This is a genomic window from Priestia sp. 10L35 (assembly GCF_056395685.1).
The window spans coordinates 27,001-45,893 of record NZ_JBFTKA010000012.1; the positions used below are offsets into that span (position 1 = coordinate 27,001).

Annotated in this window: 16 protein-coding genes and 2 pseudogenes; 8 read left to right on the forward strand and 10 right to left on the reverse strand. The window is 34.0% G+C overall.

All coding sequences use genetic code 11. The features are described from left to right. Window positions 1-24 precede the first annotated feature (24 nt). On the reverse strand, window positions 25-168 hold the full coding sequence (locus AC1DEF_RS25810) for an anti-repressor SinI family protein (RefSeq protein WP_162213409.1): 144 nt from the start codon (window positions 166-168) through the stop codon (window positions 25-27). Window positions 169-334: 166 nt separating this feature from the next. Further along, window positions 335-845: pseudogene (locus tag AC1DEF_RS25815) on the reverse strand (recombinase family protein). Window positions 846-1,107: 262 nt separating this feature from the next. Here AC1DEF_RS25815 and AC1DEF_RS25820 point away from each other — a divergent pair. Then, window positions 1,108-1,950, forward strand: coding sequence for an STAS domain-containing protein (locus AC1DEF_RS25820; RefSeq protein WP_427090989.1), 843 nt, complete (start codon window positions 1,108-1,110; stop codon window positions 1,948-1,950). Window positions 1,951-2,550: 600 nt separating this feature from the next. Here AC1DEF_RS25820 and AC1DEF_RS25825 read toward each other — a convergent pair. The 4 genes from AC1DEF_RS25825 to AC1DEF_RS25840 form a co-directional block, all read right to left on the reverse strand. Further along, on the reverse strand, window positions 2,551-3,651 hold the full coding sequence (locus AC1DEF_RS25825; protein WP_050688701.1) for a GerAB/ArcD/ProY family transporter: 1,101 nt from the start codon (window positions 3,649-3,651) through the stop codon (window positions 2,551-2,553). A 200-nt stretch (window positions 3,652-3,851) separates the two neighbouring features. Beyond that, window positions 3,852-4,964 (reverse strand): GerAB/ArcD/ProY family transporter, encoded by a 1,113-nt coding sequence (locus AC1DEF_RS25830; protein WP_477727626.1) that lies wholly within the window; start codon window positions 4,962-4,964, stop codon window positions 3,852-3,854. A gap of 21 nt (window positions 4,965-4,985) precedes the next feature. Beyond that, the gene (locus AC1DEF_RS25835) at window positions 4,986-6,212 is read right to left on the reverse strand and encodes a Ger(x)C family spore germination protein (RefSeq protein WP_477727627.1); all 1,227 of its coding nucleotides are present in this window, start codon (window positions 6,210-6,212) and stop codon (window positions 4,986-4,988) included. After that, the gene (locus AC1DEF_RS25840) at window positions 6,202-7,824 is read right to left on the reverse strand and encodes a spore germination protein (protein WP_477727628.1); all 1,623 of its coding nucleotides are present in this window, start codon (window positions 7,822-7,824) and stop codon (window positions 6,202-6,204) included. The genes AC1DEF_RS25835 and AC1DEF_RS25840 overlap by 11 nt, the downstream gene beginning before the upstream one ends. Before the next feature lie 132 nt (window positions 7,825-7,956). Here AC1DEF_RS25840 and AC1DEF_RS25845 point away from each other — a divergent pair, with 132 nt between their 5' ends. Continuing rightward, window positions 7,957-8,181: a YczF family membrane protein gene (locus tag AC1DEF_RS25845; protein ID WP_050688697.1), complete on the forward strand. Its 225-nt coding sequence runs from the start codon at window positions 7,957-7,959 to the stop codon at window positions 8,179-8,181. A gap of 101 nt (window positions 8,182-8,282) precedes the next feature. On the opposite strand, the gene AC1DEF_RS25850 is transcribed toward AC1DEF_RS25845, so the two are convergent. Further along, window positions 8,283-9,053: a DUF4046 domain-containing protein gene (locus AC1DEF_RS25850; protein ID WP_050688696.1), complete on the reverse strand. Its 771-nt coding sequence runs from the start codon at window positions 9,051-9,053 to the stop codon at window positions 8,283-8,285. A 198-nt stretch (window positions 9,054-9,251) separates the two neighbouring features. Beyond that, window positions 9,252-10,400, reverse strand: a complete 1,149-nt coding sequence (locus tag AC1DEF_RS25855; RefSeq protein WP_050688695.1) for a tyrosine-type recombinase/integrase — start codon at window positions 10,398-10,400, stop codon at window positions 9,252-9,254. 473 nt (window positions 10,401-10,873) lie between these two features. Here AC1DEF_RS25855 and AC1DEF_RS25860 point away from each other — a divergent pair, with 473 nt between their 5' ends. Continuing rightward, window positions 10,874-11,845, forward strand: coding sequence for a helix-turn-helix domain-containing protein (locus tag AC1DEF_RS25860; protein WP_477727629.1), 972 nt, complete (start codon window positions 10,874-10,876; stop codon window positions 11,843-11,845). Window positions 11,846-11,986: 141 nt separating this feature from the next. On the opposite strand, the gene AC1DEF_RS25865 is transcribed toward AC1DEF_RS25860, so the two are convergent. Next, entirely contained in the window at window positions 11,987-13,636 is a 1,650-nt protein-coding gene (locus AC1DEF_RS25865) for a hypothetical protein (protein ID WP_477727630.1), read from the reverse strand. A gap of 54 nt (window positions 13,637-13,690) precedes the next feature. After that, window positions 13,691-14,377 carry a hypothetical protein gene (locus AC1DEF_RS25870; protein WP_345936462.1) on the reverse strand — a complete coding sequence of 229 codons (687 nt, stop codon included), beginning with the start codon at window positions 14,375-14,377 and terminating at the stop codon, window positions 13,691-13,693. Between the two features lie 205 nt (window positions 14,378-14,582). Between AC1DEF_RS25870 and AC1DEF_RS25875 the strand changes: the two genes are divergently transcribed. The 5 genes and pseudogenes from AC1DEF_RS25875 (at window position 14,583) to ilvD (ending at window position 18,755) form a co-directional block, all read left to right on the forward strand. Next, entirely contained in the window at window positions 14,583-14,840 is a 258-nt protein-coding gene (locus AC1DEF_RS25875; protein WP_154974344.1) for a hypothetical protein, read from the forward strand. Window positions 14,841-15,448: 608 nt separating this feature from the next. Then, on the forward strand, window positions 15,449-15,700 hold the full coding sequence (locus AC1DEF_RS25880) for a hypothetical protein (protein WP_477727631.1): 252 nt from the start codon (window positions 15,449-15,451) through the stop codon (window positions 15,698-15,700). A gap of 161 nt (window positions 15,701-15,861) precedes the next feature. Further along, window positions 15,862-16,093, forward strand: a pseudogene (locus AC1DEF_RS25885) (IS3 family transposase); the annotation flags it as partial. Between the two features lie 283 nt (window positions 16,094-16,376). Continuing rightward, on the forward strand, window positions 16,377-17,042 hold the full coding sequence (locus AC1DEF_RS25890; RefSeq protein WP_477727632.1) for a GntR family transcriptional regulator: 666 nt from the start codon (window positions 16,377-16,379) through the stop codon (window positions 17,040-17,042). A gap of 21 nt (window positions 17,043-17,063) precedes the next feature. Beyond that, window positions 17,064-18,755: a dihydroxy-acid dehydratase gene (gene ilvD / locus AC1DEF_RS25895; RefSeq protein WP_477727633.1), complete on the forward strand. Its 1,692-nt coding sequence runs from the start codon at window positions 17,064-17,066 to the stop codon at window positions 18,753-18,755. Window positions 18,756-18,893 lie beyond the last annotated feature (138 nt).

Sequence of the window (18,893 nt, forward strand, 5' to 3'; positions counted from 1 at the left end):
AATAAAAAACATTAGATAGGCACGCTATCTAATGTTTTTTGTTATCGTGTTATCTTGAGATTTTGCTTCTAGAAACTGTTTAAATTCTTCTTTACTCACATTTGAATTCATTGCATCTTTAACTAGCTTCATCCACTCTTCTGGCAGAACTGCTATAGACTTTTTCATAATAGTACCTCCTTACATAAATACTTTTTATCATTTACCGTTTGTTTTAAGCTTAAAACCCTATTTTATAGTGACCATCCACTATATTACAACTAAATAGTTAATTCTCTTTACTTTAATCGACTATAGGTAGCTGTTTATGTAGTGTAAAATAAAATTCTTTCTATTATTCTCCCGGAGTCACCGCATTTTTGATATTCTGGTATTCTCTCCACCGACGATAAAAAGTAGCTTCACTTATATTTGTGATTTTACAGATTTCCTTTACAGGCTTATTAGTGGTTTCATGTAGTTCGATGGCATGTCGTAATTCATCATGCTTTAACGTGAATTTTTGCTTCTCTCCTTTATATATACCTTTTCTTTTTGTAATCGCAATTCCAGCTTGCTTCTTTTCTTTAATCATCGTTCGATCAAGTTCACTAAATGCAGACATAACGGTTAAGATAAACTTCCCTGAAGGTGTTCGTGTTTCTTCCTAGACGATCCATTCGTGTCACGATCAATGTGTCATCTTTTACTAGTTGATGAAGCAATTGTGTTAATTCTTCTTTTTGATGCTGGATACCAGATACTTTTTCTTGCACAATACGATCGACTTTTTCCTCTCTCAATTGTTCAATCTGCGAATCTAAATTTTGATCAAAGGCTGAAATACGCGCATACCCAAAAATCATAAAAAACCTCCTCAAAATTATTAATCAAAAGACAAGTGTATATGATAGTTGAATTATATAGAAAAATCAAAACTCTATTTAACTATCGTTTGGGTATACCCTATTGACTTATTATTCTTTTCTATTTATCTTTTTCATCCTTATAAATTTTTATTTACAGAAAATTATTGACGGTCCCTAAGTATTTTGACATGTGGTGATATAATTAATATAAAAAATTAATTAATAGCCTCAACAGGCTTTTCGGAGGAAAAGAGGAAAAATGAAAGATGAAATAAAGTTTTTAGGAGATAAAATCTTAGAATATAGATTTGAAATCGCTAATGAAGTACATGAAAGTAGAATGATTGGTATTACAGAAGAAGAAAAAAAACAATTGGCTGCTTTTGAAGTGGAACTTATTAATATCCGAGCTCACTTTATAAGTCTATTTGGTGAAGTTCTTAGGGATCATCTAGGTGAAAAAACAGCCCTCCAAAAATTTACACAATGGGGAAAAGAAAAAGGAGAAATGTTTTGCAATTTGAAGGTGCCATTGGATGAAGCGTTAAAAGATACAAGATATTATCGAACTTTCTTATGGAAGAAATTGAAGGAAGTAATAAAGGAAAACAATCTATCAATAGATACGGTATTTGAAGTAGGTGAAATTATTGATCCTCTTTTAGATCATGCTGCTTATTCCTTTAGTTTAAGTTATGTGCATTTCTATCAATTAACCCTTGAACGTGCGCAAAGTGCATTTCTTGAATTATCGGTGCCTGTTGTACCTTTAGCCAAAGAAATCGCTGTTTTACCTCTCATTGGAAATATAGATACGGAAAGAGCCAATTATCTAATGGAAGAAACGTTGAAATCAGTAAACAGACTACAACTTCAACGTTTAATATTAGATTTATCAGGTGTTTATATTATAGATACTATGGTAGCAGATCGGATTTTCAAAGTGATAGACTCGTTAAAGCTTCTTGGTGTAGAAACAATTCTAACAGGAATTCGTCCGGAAGTTGCACAGACCATTGTAAGTATTGGTATTGATTTCAGTAGTTTGACTATAAAATCAAGTTTACAGAAGGCAATAGAAGATGTACTTATTCATGTGTAGTTTTAAATAAACAATACCTGTTGTATGTAAATAGCTTTATTTCTTGTTGCAGTTGCAGACTTCCTAACAAGTCTGTTTCTTTTTATTTAATAATTATAAAAAAGAATAATAAATAACAGCTTGAGCAAACTACCCAAGATGCAATAGAGCATTGTCAACATAACATCTATATTTCAACGACTAGGAAAACTACTGTAACAGGAGCAGTAGTTTTTTCTCTTTTTAATTGAGAGCTTCATCTCTGATATAACTCCTTTTCTAGCTCCATTGTAGATCTTAATCTTGTTTGATTTTTATAAAGCTCATCAGATAGATCATTAAATTCATCTTCTGTAATAATTCTTTTGATTAAACCAGAAAAGAGACTATTGATTCTTTGTTTTCCCCAGTTTAAAGTATGCATACGAACTTAAAGTGATGGCCACCATCACTATACAAGTAAGAGGAAAAAGGATAGTGTTAATAAAATGATCATAAAACCACGTATACATAAAAAACACCTCAAATCGTTTAAATTCACCTTGATAAGCACTAACTTATAAGAATTCAACAGATGATATGAATCACGTCAACTTCGGGAAAATGATACAAATGAACTTGTTACCCTCTCTGTTTCTTGCTGTTTTTCAAGAAAGCAACAAGAAGAAGAAGAAGGGGAATAATCGCGAGGATAGGCATATGTAGAATAAACATTTCTACCTTTAGTCCTTCATGGAGATGTTCTTGAAAATTGCTCGCAATCGTGCTAGCCATAAATAGAATAACGAAGCCCAAAGGGTAGGAAAGACGTGAAGGTGATTTAATCTTAAATAAGTTAGCCGTACCTATGACAGCTGCATATAACAACACGCTAATCTTAATGAAACCACCGATAACTAAAGCAAGCATAAAAAATACATCAAGACGTTCCAAAAAGTCAGCTACCTGGATGCTTTGTACGGTACTAAGAAGAGGGAATTGTGAACGTGAAGTCAAATTAACCCCAAGTACACTAATGTTAATAAGCATTGTAATAGTTAAGTTGATGCCACTTAGTCCTGTTGCACATAACATCGTCATTTTTGCCTTTTTTTGGTCTTTTAAATACGGCAATATCATTGTAAATACCATCGCTTCTGCAAACGGGAAATAGATGGTTTGAGTAAATGCAACTTTCAGGACAGGTAAAACACCTTCTTCAAGTACTGGCTGTAAGTTTGTAAACTCGATTAAACCTGAACATACGATGAGAACAAACCCCGCGATGGCAAAAATATATATGAATATAAAAAGGATTTCTCCTGAGCGAGCTACAACCTCGATTCCTTTTCGAATCGTATAAATAATAACAAGCATTAATAAAGTATGTGCAATGAATAAAGGAGTCTCAGGGTAGGCGGAGGTTAACAACATCTCGCCAAAATCACGGAGAACCCTCGCTGCATCATACATAAAATAAAGGATGTAGACAGAGGCAAGTACCGTTCCAATCCCTTTACCCATGATTTTTTGCATGTACTCGGTAGGCAGCAAATCCGGATAATAAGAATGCAGCTTATTATAGACTAGAAATAGAACAAAACTTCCTACCATCCCAAGCAGAATCGCAAGCCAGGCGTCTTGTTTTACATCCATTGCAATAGGTACCAATAAAGAACTACCTAGTTCAAACAGAACCATTAGAATAAACAATTGACTGGCACTAATTTTTGCCTTCTCCATTCAACTGGAACCTCCTTTCTAATTTTATTTAAATTAATCTTTTGCTTTCTCGACCTTTCATTACGTACAATCTTTTAAACGTTATGTAATAGATAGCAGATTTACTTTAAGGTTAATTCTAGGCTAAAAGTATTCTGTCTACGGGTAAGAACTTTACTGGGGAGCTTAACAAGAATGACAATATTACATATGAAAATTAGCTAGTTAAATGTGTTTTCCTCATGCTTCTTCCTGTTTTTAAAGAAAGCTACAAGAAGAAGCAAAGGAGGAATAATCCCAAGAAGAGGAATGTGTATAGTGAACATTGCCACCTTCAGTCCTTCATAGTTATGTTCTTGAAGGTTACTCGCAATGGTAATAGATAAAAAGAGAATGATTAGCCCTAAAGGATACGATAACCGTGAAGGTGATTTAACTTTAAATAAACTAGCAGTTCCTACGACAGCTGCGTAAAATAATACACAGATTTTAAAGAAGATAGTGATGATTAAGGCAAGCATAAAAAATACATCAAGACGTTCTAAAAAATTAGCTACTTGGATGCTCTCAATTGTGCTAAGAAGTGGGTATTGTGAACGTTCAGTTAGATCAACACCCAGTACACAGACATTAATAAGCATGGTAATAATTAAATTGATTCCACTTAATCCTGTTGCGCATAACATAGTTACCTTTGCTTTTTGGGGATTGTCTAAATAGGGCAAAATCATCGTAAATACAATAACTTCTGTAAATGGAAAATACAAGGTTTGAGTAAATACCACTTTTAGAACAGGGAATAAACCTTCTTCTAAAATGGGTTGTAAATTTTTAATCTCAATTAAGCCAGAAGATATAATTAAGATAAAGCCTCCAACCGCAAGGACATACATAAAAATAAAAAGCAGTTCTCCGGATCGAGCTACGACCTCAATCCCTTTTCTAATGGTATAAATAATGACAAGCATCAATAATGCATTCGCGATGAATAAAGGCGTATCAGGATAGGCAAAGGTTAACAGCATCTCACCAAAATCACGTAGAACCCTTGAGGCATCGTACATAAAGTAAAGAATGTAAACAAAGGCAAGTCCAGTCCCCATCACTTTCCCTAAGATTTTTTGCATATATTCTGTAGGCAAAAGGTCAGGATAATAGGTATAAAGCCTATGATAGACTAATAATAGAATGAAACTGAATACCATTCCAAGCAGAATTGCAAGCCAAGCGTCTTGTTTTGCATCTATCGCAAGAGGTACCAGTAAAGCACTCCCCAGCTCAAACAGGACCATTAAAATAAAGAGCTGACTGGCACTAATTTTTGCTTTCTCCATTTAACTGGCACCTCCTTTTCCTTACTTTTGATTCTCTTTTACTCCTGAAAGAAACGATTTATTTCGTAATCCAGCTCGACGTACATAGGCTTCCACTGTGATATCTACATCTAACTTTGGAAAGTAGACATCATTCCATTCTGTTTTTAATTTTTTAAATTGATTGGGTCTAGTACGGTGAACTACTTCGCCAAATCCCAAAATATCTGTTTTGTTTTTTTGTGCACGTTTAATAGCTGTCCTTAGCTCTTTTTTAATTTCTTTCCTCACAGATTGCTCGATTTTTGTAATAACCTTTGGATTCGTGATATCAACAGGTACCTCCATGTCACCGATATCTCCTTCAACACGTGTATGAACAGAAATATGAGGTTTCCCATTCTTCACTTGGGCAAATACACTTGTTTTTTGTCGTACGGTTTGATAAGCAATAGCTTCTTTCTTTCCTGCCCAATCAATATTAATATTCGTTCCTTGGATTTTATTGAGAATCCATACCGTTCCTCTTGCTGGTTTTCCATACAGCCAATCCACTAATTTTCCTTGCTTTAAAACAGCAATTCCCGAAGCTCGAAGCGTCGCTCCAGGTGCACTTTCTTGAAGGTTATCCAGCTTTTGTGCTTGCTGGGGATTCCCATCTAGACGAAATCCTGAAACGACAGCTCCTCTTCCAGGGGATTCAATGCTCTTCATCACTTCTTGGAGTGATGTTTTTACGTTCTCTCCCCATTTTCTTTCCGTAAATTCTAAGGTTTTTAGCACTTTATTCGCTGGAATCTTATCAACTGGCGTTAACGTTTTAACAAGGTCAGCTGCGGTCGAGTTTTTCGCAACCACAAGAGTGGAAGTATTTCGAAATTCTGGATCCCGATCTAAACTATCGATTAACGTATTAAGCCCTTCTTTTCTGGCCAGTTTTTCTCCAACTACAACTAAGTTTGTATGAGCATAATACAATCGTCGAGAGATTCTTCCTGAAGCCCGTCTACTTGCTTCCACTATATTATCCCCTGAAGCCGAATAGATGGTAACAGGAGGGCTTTGACTGCCGCCTCCTCCTTGCATACCTCCTGCCACGTTTCCTGGGTTGATAATTTGAAGTGTTAGGTGAAATCTTCCGTCTTTCGTTTCGTCGATCCCCATGGCTGATACAATAGCAAGGTCCGTTAATTCTTTTTTACTCCAGCAACTTGTGAGCAAGAGCGTCATTGTCATCATCAATAAAAGAAAAACTCCTTTACGTTTCATTATTGTCACCTTCTTCAAGGTCCCGGTTCACCATACCACGAGATGAAGGAGGATGTGGGTATTGATTTGCCCCTTCCCGAATCGTGTTAGCAGTAATTAACCGTGGTCTTTGTCTCAGGGTCCACCACGGTAATCTTATAATAGTATCAGCATTGTTTACCGGGATGAAGGGAGCAAATGGGGCCATATAGGGTACCCCAAATGAACGTAAACTGCATAGATGGACAACCATCATCAAAAGGCACAGAATAATTCCGTAGAAACCAAATGTTGCTGCGCCAATCATAAACAAAAAACGAATTAAACGAGCTGAAATTGCCATATCAAAAGAAGGCGTGGCAAAACTAGCAATGGCTGTGATTGATACAATGATAACCATTGCTGGTGACACAATACTTGCTTGAACGGCTGCTTGCCCAATTACAAGGGCTCCGACAATGGATACTGCTGAACCAATAGCTTTAGGTAAGCGTATCCCTGCTTCTCGTAAGATTTCAAAGGTTATTTCCATAAGAACGGCTTCCACAAATGCGGGAAAAGGAACGGATTCCCTCTGTGCCGCAATAGCTACAATGAGCGTGGTTGGCACCATTTCCTGGTGGAAAGTTGTAACGGCGACATAGGTAGCAGGTGCAATTAAAGAAATCATAAACATAAAAATACGCAAAAGACGAATCGAGGTTGCAATGTCGAACCGGGCATAATAATCTTCAGCCGATTGGAAAAATTGCATAAATATAGCTGGCGCAATAAGTACAAAAGGGGTCCCATCCACAAATATAGCAATTCGTCCCTCTAACAGGTTTCCAGCTACAACATCAGGTCTTTCTGTGTTGTACATAGTTGGAAAAGGGGTGAATGTTTGATCCTCTATTAGTTGTTCAATATAACCTGATTCCAAAATGCTATCAATATCAATTCGGTGCAATCGCTGACGAATCTCTTTAACGACTTTATCATTAGCAATGCCATGTATGTACATAATTGTTACATCTGTTTTTGTTACACGTCCGACTTTTAAAGACTCCATCCATAAATCGGGGGTCTTAATGATCCGGCGTACCATGGCTGTATTGGTTCCCAGAGACTCGGTAAATGCTCCTTTTGGACCTCTTACCACCATTTGGGTAGTTGATTCCGAAATGGAACGTTTTTCTCCACCTTTGGTGCTAGCACTTAGCGCTCGGTCTACTCCGTCTATTAAAATAAGAGTATCGCCTGCCATTAAAGATGCAAACAGGTCATCCAAGTTAGTGACGGAGGATATATTTCCAATTGTCATCATATCTTCAGAAAGCAGGTCTAACGCATTGTGCTGATTTATTTCTTCTTTATGATCATCCTTCATCATAGATTGCAGTAGATACTCTTGAATCGACTGATTGTCTACAATTCCATCTACATAGACAATGGCTGTTTTAATATCGGAATTGCTCCCCATTTTTATCTCACGAATAACAACATCTGAACTATTGCCCGTTTTCTTTTTAATGTTATTAAGGTTTCCAGATAATGAAACTTCTATCTGTTCTATTGGATAATCAGTAGTTTGATTCCCACCATTCTGTTGTCGTTTCTTTTTGGGTTTTCGATCTTTAAAAAACGAAGGCATAGATTTAAGCACCCTTCTTTAAGTTTTTATTACTTTAACCATATAGGAACTTTTTATGTAAAAATTAACAACAAACATTTATGTATCATCATAGAAAAAAGAGAAGACCCTATTAAATGGAGCGTGATAAATATGAAAATCATGGGTATTAGTCTTTTAATGATGGGATGCTTAATGGGTTTTTCTTTAGGCATCGATATTCTTCAAGGATTTGATGTTTCTCAGGCGTTGTATAACGCCGTGAGTCCTTTTCGGGTAATGGAGGTTGCCGAATTATTTGTGCTCTTTTTTCTTCTTTTTCTTTTTTTTGCTGAATCTTTATATCTTTTTATGAAGAAGAAAAAGCAAAGCAAGTAACTACATACTTATAAATCGCTATTTTTTTAAATAGGAGATAACAATAATAGGAATGTAGCTCAGGCTATCCGTTTCAATCGGTTCTTTCATTAATCAATGGTTCAGTTCACATAAAATAATTCATCATCTAGATTATTTAGCTGGTTTTTTATCCATTCCCTTACATTATTCATTCTAGAATCAAAAGCCATTTGAAAAAGACCCGTTAACTGAAAATCGGTAAAATGACTTCCCTTTAATTGGAGAAAAGCCTCGTAATAAGAAGAGAAATGAAGCTGTTTGAATAAAAAATCTTCCATTGCCTCTCGAATATATTTTTCATTTTTCCAACAATTCATAGGAACATGAGCAAATTGCCAGGGTTTAAAAATTCCAGGATAAACAGCCTCTACTACTTGAAAAGGGGATTGACCGAAAAGGGAAAAGACACCTCCTAGGCTATGTTGATTAAAAAAGTGAATATTAACCTGAATAGGAATTTCTTTAAGAGGGATTTTTAGTTTTTCCTCTATTACATACTTTACTGCTTCAATAGCCCGTTTTTTCCCCTCGTCTCCATCCCAATATTTATCAGGAACTTGTTGAAACTGCCAAGCTTTAAATCTTCCTGGGTAGGCATTATCAATGACTTCATAATAATTCCATCCATATAGCATAGCAGGGGGTCTGAGACGATGAGACCACAATTTATTAGCGCTTACTTGAAAAGGGATTTCCTCGATAGGGATCGATAAGCGTTGCTCAAGTAAATAGCATGTCATATAGCGCATATATTTTTTTCCTTCATTACCTACAAAGAAATAATTCGGAAATCGTTTTCTTCTCTTATCTAGAACATCTTGATAAATTTCAATGACTTGTTCTTTATTCACTATCGAAAGCCCCTTTTGAGAAAGTAATTTTTTATTATTATGTATAATATTGGGATTTATATACAAGTGGATCTAAATATGCACAAGATACATATTAAAAAGACAAGAAAAGCTACTGAAAAAGGATCAGTAGCTTTTCTTGATATATATTGTCAACTCGCAACAATGAGGATTTCCAATTTTGATATAAAATACTGGTTAAAAATCTTGCTCCTTCCACATCAGTCCAATTTCTTGTTCTCGCTGCAGAACCTTTTCCAGATATCGCTCGGTTGTTTTCCGGTCACTATGGCCAAGCTCTTTTTGAATTAAGAAGATATCTGCTCCCTGCTGCCTACTATAAATCGCATAAAAATGACGAAAATAATGAGGCGTAATCCTATCAGTCCGTTCTTTCACAAAAGGTAACTCCGTTCGTTCGATAATACGCACAATATAATTACTTAAGTTCTTATATTGATAATATCCTCCGTCTTTGGCTGGAAATAATGGTCCTTGATCACTTGTATTTAATGCCGTACTGACATGGCGTCGTGATCGAAAGGCAAGGATTCGTTCATATAAAGATGGATGAAGTAACTTATCAAATTTCTTTCCACCCTTCCCTACTCCTCTTAATCGATAATGGCCACTTAAACTGTCTAGATAAACATCTCCCCACGAAGCATTGGCTATTTCTTGTACCCGAAGCCCTGTCATGGCCAGCATGGTTAACAATCCATGGTTGATAGGATGGTCTTTGTAATAGTCTAACAGCTGCTTGACTTCATGGTAATACAAATCTCGATTTGGAATTTCTTGTTCAGATAGTGAGGTGCTCAAGATTTCTTTATGTAACGGATACTGAATATACTCAGCATCATGTAACCATTTCATAAAACTCTTCAAAATCGTCATCTTAGCATCTAAGGTTGCGGGTGAATAGGGTTTGCCACCCTTTCCTAACAATGCTGTGCTTAAATATGTCTGGTAGTTCCGTATATGCCAAGGTCTTAGGTTTTTAAAAATCGTTTTTTCTATATAATCGTCTACATCTTGTCGTAAGAATGACTCACTGTCTACCGCATACTGATAAAACTGCAACAAAATCCGCAAGTATTCGGTCTTTGTGTTTTCTTTTCGTTCTCGATTCTTTCGAATATGCTTTCGTTGATGGACATAGTAGTACATCATTTCTTCATCTGTAAAATCGCTGAACATGTCTTCGTTTTTTCGCTGGTGATGCTCATTTCTTTCTTCTAAAGCATCATAATACGTAGTATCTAACATCAATGAAACAATTTTGTTGAAATCTCCTTTTGTCTCTCCAACTTCTGTTCCTATATTCATTAAAGAGAAAGCGTTCATAAAACCTCTCCTTCCACGGATCATGTTATTCATATCTCTTTCTGGTATTAAGGCAGTTTCTTCTCTATTTAAGATTATGTATGTGTTCATATGTACATAGACACTAAAAAACCTCTAAATACTACTAATAGCATCCGTTATAGTTATATAAGTACAAAAGATATTAATTAAATATCAAGTATTTATATAATTAAGTACATCATTAAATTATCTTTTTATAGATATCACTTCTTTATTTTATCTTATTTAAAAGTAAAAGTGTAAACTTACTTTCTCTAAATATAGTATAACTTTTATATAAGTTGTAGAAAAAGCCCATATTTGTCGTCACTTAAAGTAAATAATAAAACATATATTTTTATAAGTTAGTTATAATATTTACATATCTAAAATAATAACTTTAAATCTATAACTTTATATAAATGTGATACAATATATTATTAAATATAAGAAATATAAAAGGAGTGTATATCATGATTGATAATCCTACTAAAATTATTATCATTGAAGATGTGATGGAAATGTTATCTATTTCATCGAAGAAAACGATTTATACATATATTCAACAAGAAAAGTTAAATCCTATTAATAAAGATGATTGGCATATTGAAGGACGTTATGAATTTGATATCGAGGATGTTGTTCGTTTACAAGAAGAGTTAAAGAAGCCTGGACTTACGACAAAAGAGGTAGCGCAACAACTTGATATCTCGGTTACAACGGTTAATAAGTATATTAAGCAAGAACTGTTACCGGCGTTCCAAGAAGAATACCGGGGCATTAATTGTTATTTTGTGAATGAAGAAGATCTAGAAGCGTTTAAGCTCACACACGAAGTTGGGCGCAAGCCAAGTAAGCGTCATTTCTATCACGTTGAACAAAATGTGGCCCTATTTCAGCTTTTTGTGAAGAAAGGCGAAGAAAAAGAGCAGTCTGCTCGTATCATCTCGGTAGAAGATCCGATTATGGCAGTTACAGAACAACATGAAGAGGTAACATTAGAGGAGTTGTTGAACCGAGGTTTTGAAGCAGCCTATGAGATTGAATCGAAAAAAACAATTACCAAAGAAGGCTATGCTACATTTGCCTTTAAGCAAACAGCCTATGCGAAATCACAGCTTTATAAACTCATGGATTTATTTTATCAGTACCTAAGCCCGACCAATATGAGAATTACACCACAAGAAGAGAAAGAGCAATTTTTGATTGAAATTAAACCGGTATTACTGACAGAATCAGCACAAGAAATCGTGGAGTTATTAGATTCGGTTCTTGTCTCAGGAAAAATTAATAAGCGTAGCCGTGGCATTTATATTGATAGCGACTTAGAGATTGTACGAGTGAAAGTAACAAGTGATTTGAAGGAAGAGTTACAACAAAAGGCGAAGGAATTAGGTAAAAGAAACATTGAGGAATTGTTATTATATGCTGCACAAAATTTGTAAACGTTATCAAAGGCTTCACGATGTTTCAGAAAACAATAAAGGCAAGACAGTTTTACTGTCTTGCCTTTATTTATGTAAATTATTAAAAATATTAGTTTAGAAAAAGACTGCCCATATAATACGTCTTCTTTAAATATGAGTTTAATGTTCATTAATTAAATCACTTAACATCAAGCCTAAAAGTGTTACAGTTAATGAAGACGTTTCTTTATGATTAACTATAGTATTGTATCCCGCATCTACATCTTTAAACTTTCGAAGTGACTCCTTTAAATCTATTTCTCCTTTGTATTCTAATGAAAATAAAATCCTAATATACGAATAGTTCAGCAAAAAGTCTTTCCTATTATTCACAATGAATATTTGCTTTTCGTTATTATATTTGGTGACAATATATTTGACAATGGTTGATTGTTCAAATGTATAATCTAATTTTACAGCCACTTCAACAGCTAACATTAAGAGATATGAATCAGTCGTTTTAAAATTATTTACTTGAAAATCAATCATTGCTTTAGTAATATAGCTTATTTTATTGAAATCCTTCAACTCAAAATCCAAATCGTTTTGAAATATTGTTAAGTAATAAATTGCTTCAATCACATCTGGTTTTTTTACTATGTTATTATTTAAATTATATGCTTCAGCAATTTGTGAGATAGCTGTATTTAAATCATTCTTAAGGGCTTGTGTTTCTTTTTTTGTAATATCTTCTTTTATCAACATATACCCTAAATATTTCTCTCTTAAATTCAACGTATTTCCTTTTAATAAATACTTATAGTGTTCCTCGGTATTAATATCGTATTTAAGATATTTTAAAGATAATAAAGCTAATAAGGAGGTCGTATTTATATTGTCTGGATTTATATTTAGCCCAATATTGTATCCACCATTACTATTCAAATTATTATTGATTGTTTTGTTTAATGACCCCTTATCGATTAAATCCGTTTTAGATTCACTCTCTAAGATTTTTAATATTATAAATGTAGTTATACTATCCCCAATTATTTTATTTGATTTACTAAAACCTTTATCCTGTGTTTGAAATTTCTTTATAAGATAGTCATATTTAAAAACTAATTTTGTTTCTAAATATTTATTGATGAAATATAGATAGTATATATCAATAATGTTGTTGCTTTTATTTTCAACTAAATCTAAAAAATTCTCTTTATAGATTTTTTTATCAAAATATTTGCTATAGTCAATTTTTATTTTATGACTAATAAATAATATTTCATATATCAAATTATTATCTTTTGGTACATTTTTTTGAAGCGTTTCTGTTAAGAACTTATTTAATGCTTCTTTATCTTTTTGTTGGACATCCAAATTAGTAAAATAAGCTAAATAATATATTTCTTCAATCTTATTTTCAGAATTCGTATTATTATCATTTATAATCCCCATTAAGTATGAGCTTATATTTACTTCATACCTTTTCTTAACTGAAAAAAAGCTTAAAAGATAATTAACTTTTATCTTTTCTTGTAAATTTTCAACTTCAACATTATTTAAATAATCTATAGTCTTTTTGTTCAATCCGATATTCAAAACTTTTAAAGATTCCAAGTATCTCCATGTGTCGTCTAAAGAGGTATCTTGAGTCAATAAACTTGAATAATCAAAATAAACATTATTTGATATTTTTCCTTTATTGATTAAATCGACGGTTTTTCTATTCCACTCATCTTTAATACTAGATTTAGATTCTTGATTCTTTGATTGGTTGATACATCCTGTAAAAAAAACTAAAATGATAGCTATTATTGCTATTTTTTGCAATCGAAACACTCCTAAAATAAATAAGGGATGCATAGAAGCATCCCTTTTAGTAAATTAATACCAGAACCATATATCTTCTGTCCAAGTTTCTGAACCTACTCCTGAAACTTTAATATAAGATGTATTTTTGAAAATAGCTGTAAGTGTCGATATGGCTTGAATTTTAACATTAGAATAATTTGCAGTGGCACTTTTACTCTTTGAATTAGAATCACTTGCTACTTGTCTTGATGCACTTAAAATACTCCAAGTAGATCCACCAGATGAAATCATTGGCGCAGCACCAGTAGCACTTACTTTAACTGTAGCTTTAATACTACTAGGCGTTTTAGTACCACTATATGTCGTTTTTCCATATCCCTTAAATGTTGAATAGAAAAAATCTTGAGCCCTTCCAGTTGAATAAACTTCGCCGTATATCTTATTGGTTCCACCTTTTATAATACTAGACTTCGCTGTATCGGAAGTTTTAGCTCCTAAACCGGTTCCTGCTGCCTGTGTACAAATTCCATCACAGGGGTTTGATTCTCTAGAGTAATCCATTTTATACTCTTCTGGCAATGACTCATGATCACTGAATTCACTTAATTCAGGTTGATTTTCTTCCACATTAATAGACGATTCTTCTAAATAAGGATTACTATCTTCATTTTCTTTAGCCTCGGCACTTGCACTACTCATAAGTACAGGTGAAAGAATTGAAAATTGAGCTAAAAACAATACCATCACTAACTTTTTCACTTTATAACTTCCTTTCTATTAAAATATCACCTTGAATTATATATGTATTATTTGTATATATAAACTAAATATGGGATATTTTTAAAAATATACAAAAAATAAGAAATACTATGCGTATAACATAGACTAAAGGATTCTAATTGAATATTTGGTATATCTTTACACATATATATACTTATCGTAGAATTAAGGTGAGGTGAATAAAATGAACAGCAATTATAAGAGCTATTTCTTCAAAAAATTCCCTGTTATATATCTTACTATAGTTTTATTGTTTATTATTTTTGATGTTGTAGATTCAGGGAAAATTACACTCTTTTCTTTAGAGGACAGTTGGAATTTTATTTTGTATCAAGTTGTTTTTTGTTTAATTGCTATTGGTGCTTTTAGCGCATTTCTCACAAGTGTATTTTGGAAAATAAAAAAAAAACGCAATAAATTAAATTATGAAAATAATGACTAGAATCGTATTTAGATTGTATATGATACACAACAGGAGTTAACGAAATATCTCTTTCCGACACATATACAGAGAACGATTCCTTATGTACCAAACAATCATCTCTATTTGTTTTTCTCATGTAACTTTTCAAGATTTTTACTGACAGTTCGGAAAGTCTACATTTGTCGTCAGGTAGAGTAAATAGTAGAACATTAATAATATATTAAATAAATTAGTATTTACTCCACTAACAACATTACTTGAATAAAGGTATTTTCTAATAAAAGAGGCAATTACACCGTTTATTTTTAAAGATATATGTATATGAATCTACAAATCTGGCCAGACTAATAACGTATTCCCCCTATTCCAATAAATTTAAAAAACCTTTGCTTATATAAGCAAAGGTTTCTTTTTTTATTAAGCACAATTCATTTTTGCCTAATGTACCTTACAGATAGTGAAATTAAATATTAATAGCCACACCTAGAACTAGAGATGGCGCCAATTTCTAAAAATATTCAAATGTTTATTTGATTATTTTTAGAAATTAGACCTAAATTCATATCGAACAAACATATGCTGGGTAACAGAGGATAGTATACGGTTGATGCAAAAGGGGGAAATACATGACATATATTAAAGTATTGAAGGTATTTTATGTGCTTTTGGCTGTAGTGGGAGCCATTCTAGCTATCGTTTCTTACTTTCAGCATTCACTTTATTTGAAGTCATTTGGCCTTGTTTTGTTAGGATCATCGCTCGTTTTTAATAGTTACACTACCTATTTAGAGTGTAAAGAAAGGGGACCCTTTCTTTACATGGCCATAGGTCTAATAGTGATTGTAATAGCTATAGGTGGTTTTACTAATGCATGGTAACTATATTTGTTAATGAAGAAAAAATCTATATAGTTAATATTATAGATTGAACATTTTAGCTTCTAACATCTAAGAACAACCAAACTATCCTCATTTCTAATAAAGTTGTCTTTTTAGGATTAATTTTAGTTAACATAAAACCTTTTACAGGGACAAATTGAATTATCCATACAGATCAGGGATCCCAATATACAGGTCGTAATTTTCAAGCCATACTGAAAAAGTATGGTGCTGTCTCAAGTGTTAGTAGAAAAGGAAATCCTTATGTTAATGCATGAATGAGCTCGAAAAAAAGTATTTAAATACATAGAGCTCTATTACAATACCAAAAGAATGCATTCTTCTCTGCATTACCTTCACCCTATTGAATACGAAAAAGCCTATTCATCATAGTAGCCTAACTTAGTGTCCAATAAATATTGACAAGTTCAGTTTTTATATTTCTTCTTATCTAGGTTATAGCAAGATAATTAATTTTTATATAGGACTTGCTTTAACAATAGCAACTCTATTATCATTTGTTTCGTTAATTTAGAAAAAAGAGTTAGATCACGGAAAAAAAGAGAAATTCCCTATTAATTTTAAGATGATTTCGGAGTTTAATTATCTAAATATTGCAAACTATCCCCTTTCTGTGATATATTACGTAATATATCACAGAAAGGGGATAGTTTTGGTGCCAATACCAAGTAATTTTTCTAAAAAAGTTAGAATGTCAGCAAAGGAACGAGCATTTTCTCAAATTCAAAGATGGATTATAGATGGAACCCTTTTACCGGGAGAGAGATTAGTAGATGCTGAATTAGCAGAGGCGTTAGGTGTTAGTAGAACCCCTATTAGAGAAGCTTTACAGCTACTTGAGATTCAAGGTCTTGTAGAATTGTTACCTCGAAAAGATACACGAGTAAAGAATATTGAAAAAGAAGATATCCTGAAGATGTATTCTACCCTTTCCTCCCTACATGCGTTAGCTGCTGAAGCAGCATCGTTAGTCATTCTGCCTGAACAGATTGAACAATTAAAAACATTAAATGCACAGTTTGGTGACGCTATTGCAAATGGAACCCCTTACGAAGCAATGGAATTAGATGAGCAATTTCATAATCTTATTATTGATATCTCTGATAATCCTTACATCTCGTCTTTTAGTTCATCACTTCAAATTCATATTCGTCGGTTCAAGTATGTATTTCTAAAACAGCCGATGAGTGGTACCCATGCCTCTGTTCAAGAACATTCAGCTATTATTGATGCAATGGAAGAACGTGACTATGAAAAGGCTTCTGTTATGATGAAACAAAACTTAATAAGACCTATGCATGAGCTATACGAATTAATTTAATAAAGAAAGGGCGGGATAGAAGTGGATAACAAAAAAGATTTGAGGATTCGAAGTAAAGTGATTAGTGAGGGAGTAAATCGCGTTCCTAACCGAGCTATGTTGCGGGCGGTAGGATTTACGGATGCAGATTTTAAAAAGCCGATGATTGGGGTAGCTAGTACATGGAGCGAAGTAACCCCTTGTAATATGCATATCAATGAACTAGCACTTCAGGCAAAGGAAGGTATTAAAAACCATGGCGGAGCACCATTGATTTTTAATACCATCACAGTTTCTGACGGTATCTCAATGGGACATGATGGTATGAGGTTCTCACTGCCAAGTCGTGAGGCTATTGCTGATTCTATTGAAATTGTTACGAACGCAGAACGTTTTGATGGCCTGGTAGCTGTAGGTGGATGTGATAAAAATACACCCGCCTGTCTAATGGCCATTGGACGTATGAATCTACCTGCTGTGTATGTATATGGAGGAACTATCCAACCAGGAAACTTAGAGGGAAAAAAAGTCGATATTGTAAGTGCCTTTGAAGCAGTTGGACAATATCACGACGGTAAGGTAACAGACGAAGAGTTACATAAAGTGGAGTGTAGCGCATGTCCTGGTCCCGGAGCATGCGGAGGAATGTATACAGCGAATACGATGGCATCAGCTGCTGAGGCTCTTGGAATAAGTCTGCCAGGGTCTTCATCGACACCTGCTATTTCTTCTAATAAGGCACTCGAATGTAAGGAAGCAGGAAAAAGAGTAATTAATCTTTTGGAACAAGGGATTTATCCAAGAGATATTATGACTAAAAAAGCATTTGAAAATGCAATTACTGTTGTAATGGCTCTTGGAGGCTCAACTAATGCATTCTTACATCTACTTGCCATCGCTCATTCGGTACAAGTTGATTTAACATTGGATGATTTTGAACGTATACGTGTAAAAGTACCTCATATAGCTGACCTCAAGCCAAGTGGAAAATATGCTATGCAAGATCTTAATAGCATTGGGGGTGTTCCCGGGGTCATGAAATTACTATTAGAGGAAGGTTTACTACATGGAGATTGTATAACTGTCACGGGCAAGACATTGGCTGAGAACTTGTCTGAAATAGAACCCTTGCAAGAAAATCAAACTATTATTAGACCTTTTAATAATCCTTTAAAACCAAATGGTCCACTAGTTGTACTTAAAGGAAACTTGGCTCCAGAAGGAGCAGTAGCTAAAATGTCTGGGTTAAAAAGGCTTAGTTTTTCTGGACCTGCGCGAGTATTTAATAGTGAAGAAGAGGCAACCCAATCTATTATTAAAGATGAGATACGTAAGGGAGATGTCCTTGTTATTAGATATGCAGGACCAAAGGGAGGACCAGGAATGCCGGAAATGTTGTCTGTTACAGCAATGATAGTCGGCAAAGGACTTGGGGGAGAAGTAGCTTTAATTACAGATGGAAGGTTTTCAGGAGGTTCTCATGGCTTCGTAGTTGGACATGTAACGCCTGAAGCTCAAGTTGGAGGGCCAATTGCTTTATTAGAGGAAGGAGATATTATCACTATTAATAGTGAAACGCAGGAAATCAAATTTGATATCTCCTCACAAGATCTAGAAGTGAGACGGCATAACTGGATTAAACCTCCACTTCAATTCTCATCAGGGGTTTTAGCAAAATACGCGCGACTTGTATCTTCTGCTTCAAAAGGGGCAGTGACAGATCTAGACATTTAAAGTAGATAGTAAGGTGAAAATGTTAGCTTTTAAAGCTCTTTCAGTTACATGGTTACTATAGGGGAAACACATCCACAACGGATACTGTAGTACAAGTCGATATCTATTAAAGCATAAAAATTAAAATTTTGAGCACAC

Coding starts and splice junctions, on each gene's coding strand:
- AC1DEF_RS25880 (WP_477727631.1), top strand. CDS start 15,449: ATGACATATATTAAAGTATTGAAGGTATTTTATGTGCTTTTGGCTGTA.
- AC1DEF_RS25855 (WP_050688695.1), bottom strand. CDS start 10,400: ATGAACGCTTTCTCTTTAATGAATATAGGAACAGAAGTTGGAGAGACA.
- AC1DEF_RS25845 (WP_050688697.1), top strand. CDS start 7,957: ATGAAAATCATGGGTATTAGTCTTTTAATGATGGGATGCTTAATGGGT.
- AC1DEF_RS25860 (WP_477727629.1), top strand. CDS start 10,874: ATGATTGATAATCCTACTAAAATTATTATCATTGAAGATGTGATGGAA.
- AC1DEF_RS25810 (WP_162213409.1), bottom strand. CDS start 168: ATGAAAAAGTCTATAGCAGTTCTGCCAGAAGAGTGGATGAAGCTAGTT.
- AC1DEF_RS25875 (WP_154974344.1), top strand. CDS start 14,583: ATGAACAGCAATTATAAGAGCTATTTCTTCAAAAAATTCCCTGTTATA.
- AC1DEF_RS25835 (WP_477727627.1), bottom strand. CDS start 6,212: ATGAAACGTAAAGGAGTTTTTCTTTTATTGATGATGACAATGACGCTC.
- AC1DEF_RS25830 (WP_477727626.1), bottom strand. CDS start 4,964: ATGGAGAAAGCAAAAATTAGTGCCAGTCAGCTCTTTATTTTAATGGTC.
- AC1DEF_RS25825 (WP_050688701.1), bottom strand. CDS start 3,651: ATGGAGAAGGCAAAAATTAGTGCCAGTCAATTGTTTATTCTAATGGTT.
- AC1DEF_RS25820 (WP_427090989.1), top strand. CDS start 1,108: ATGAAAGATGAAATAAAGTTTTTAGGAGATAAAATCTTAGAATATAGA.
- AC1DEF_RS25840 (WP_477727628.1), bottom strand. CDS start 7,824: ATGCCTTCGTTTTTTAAAGATCGAAAACCCAAAAAGAAACGACAACAG.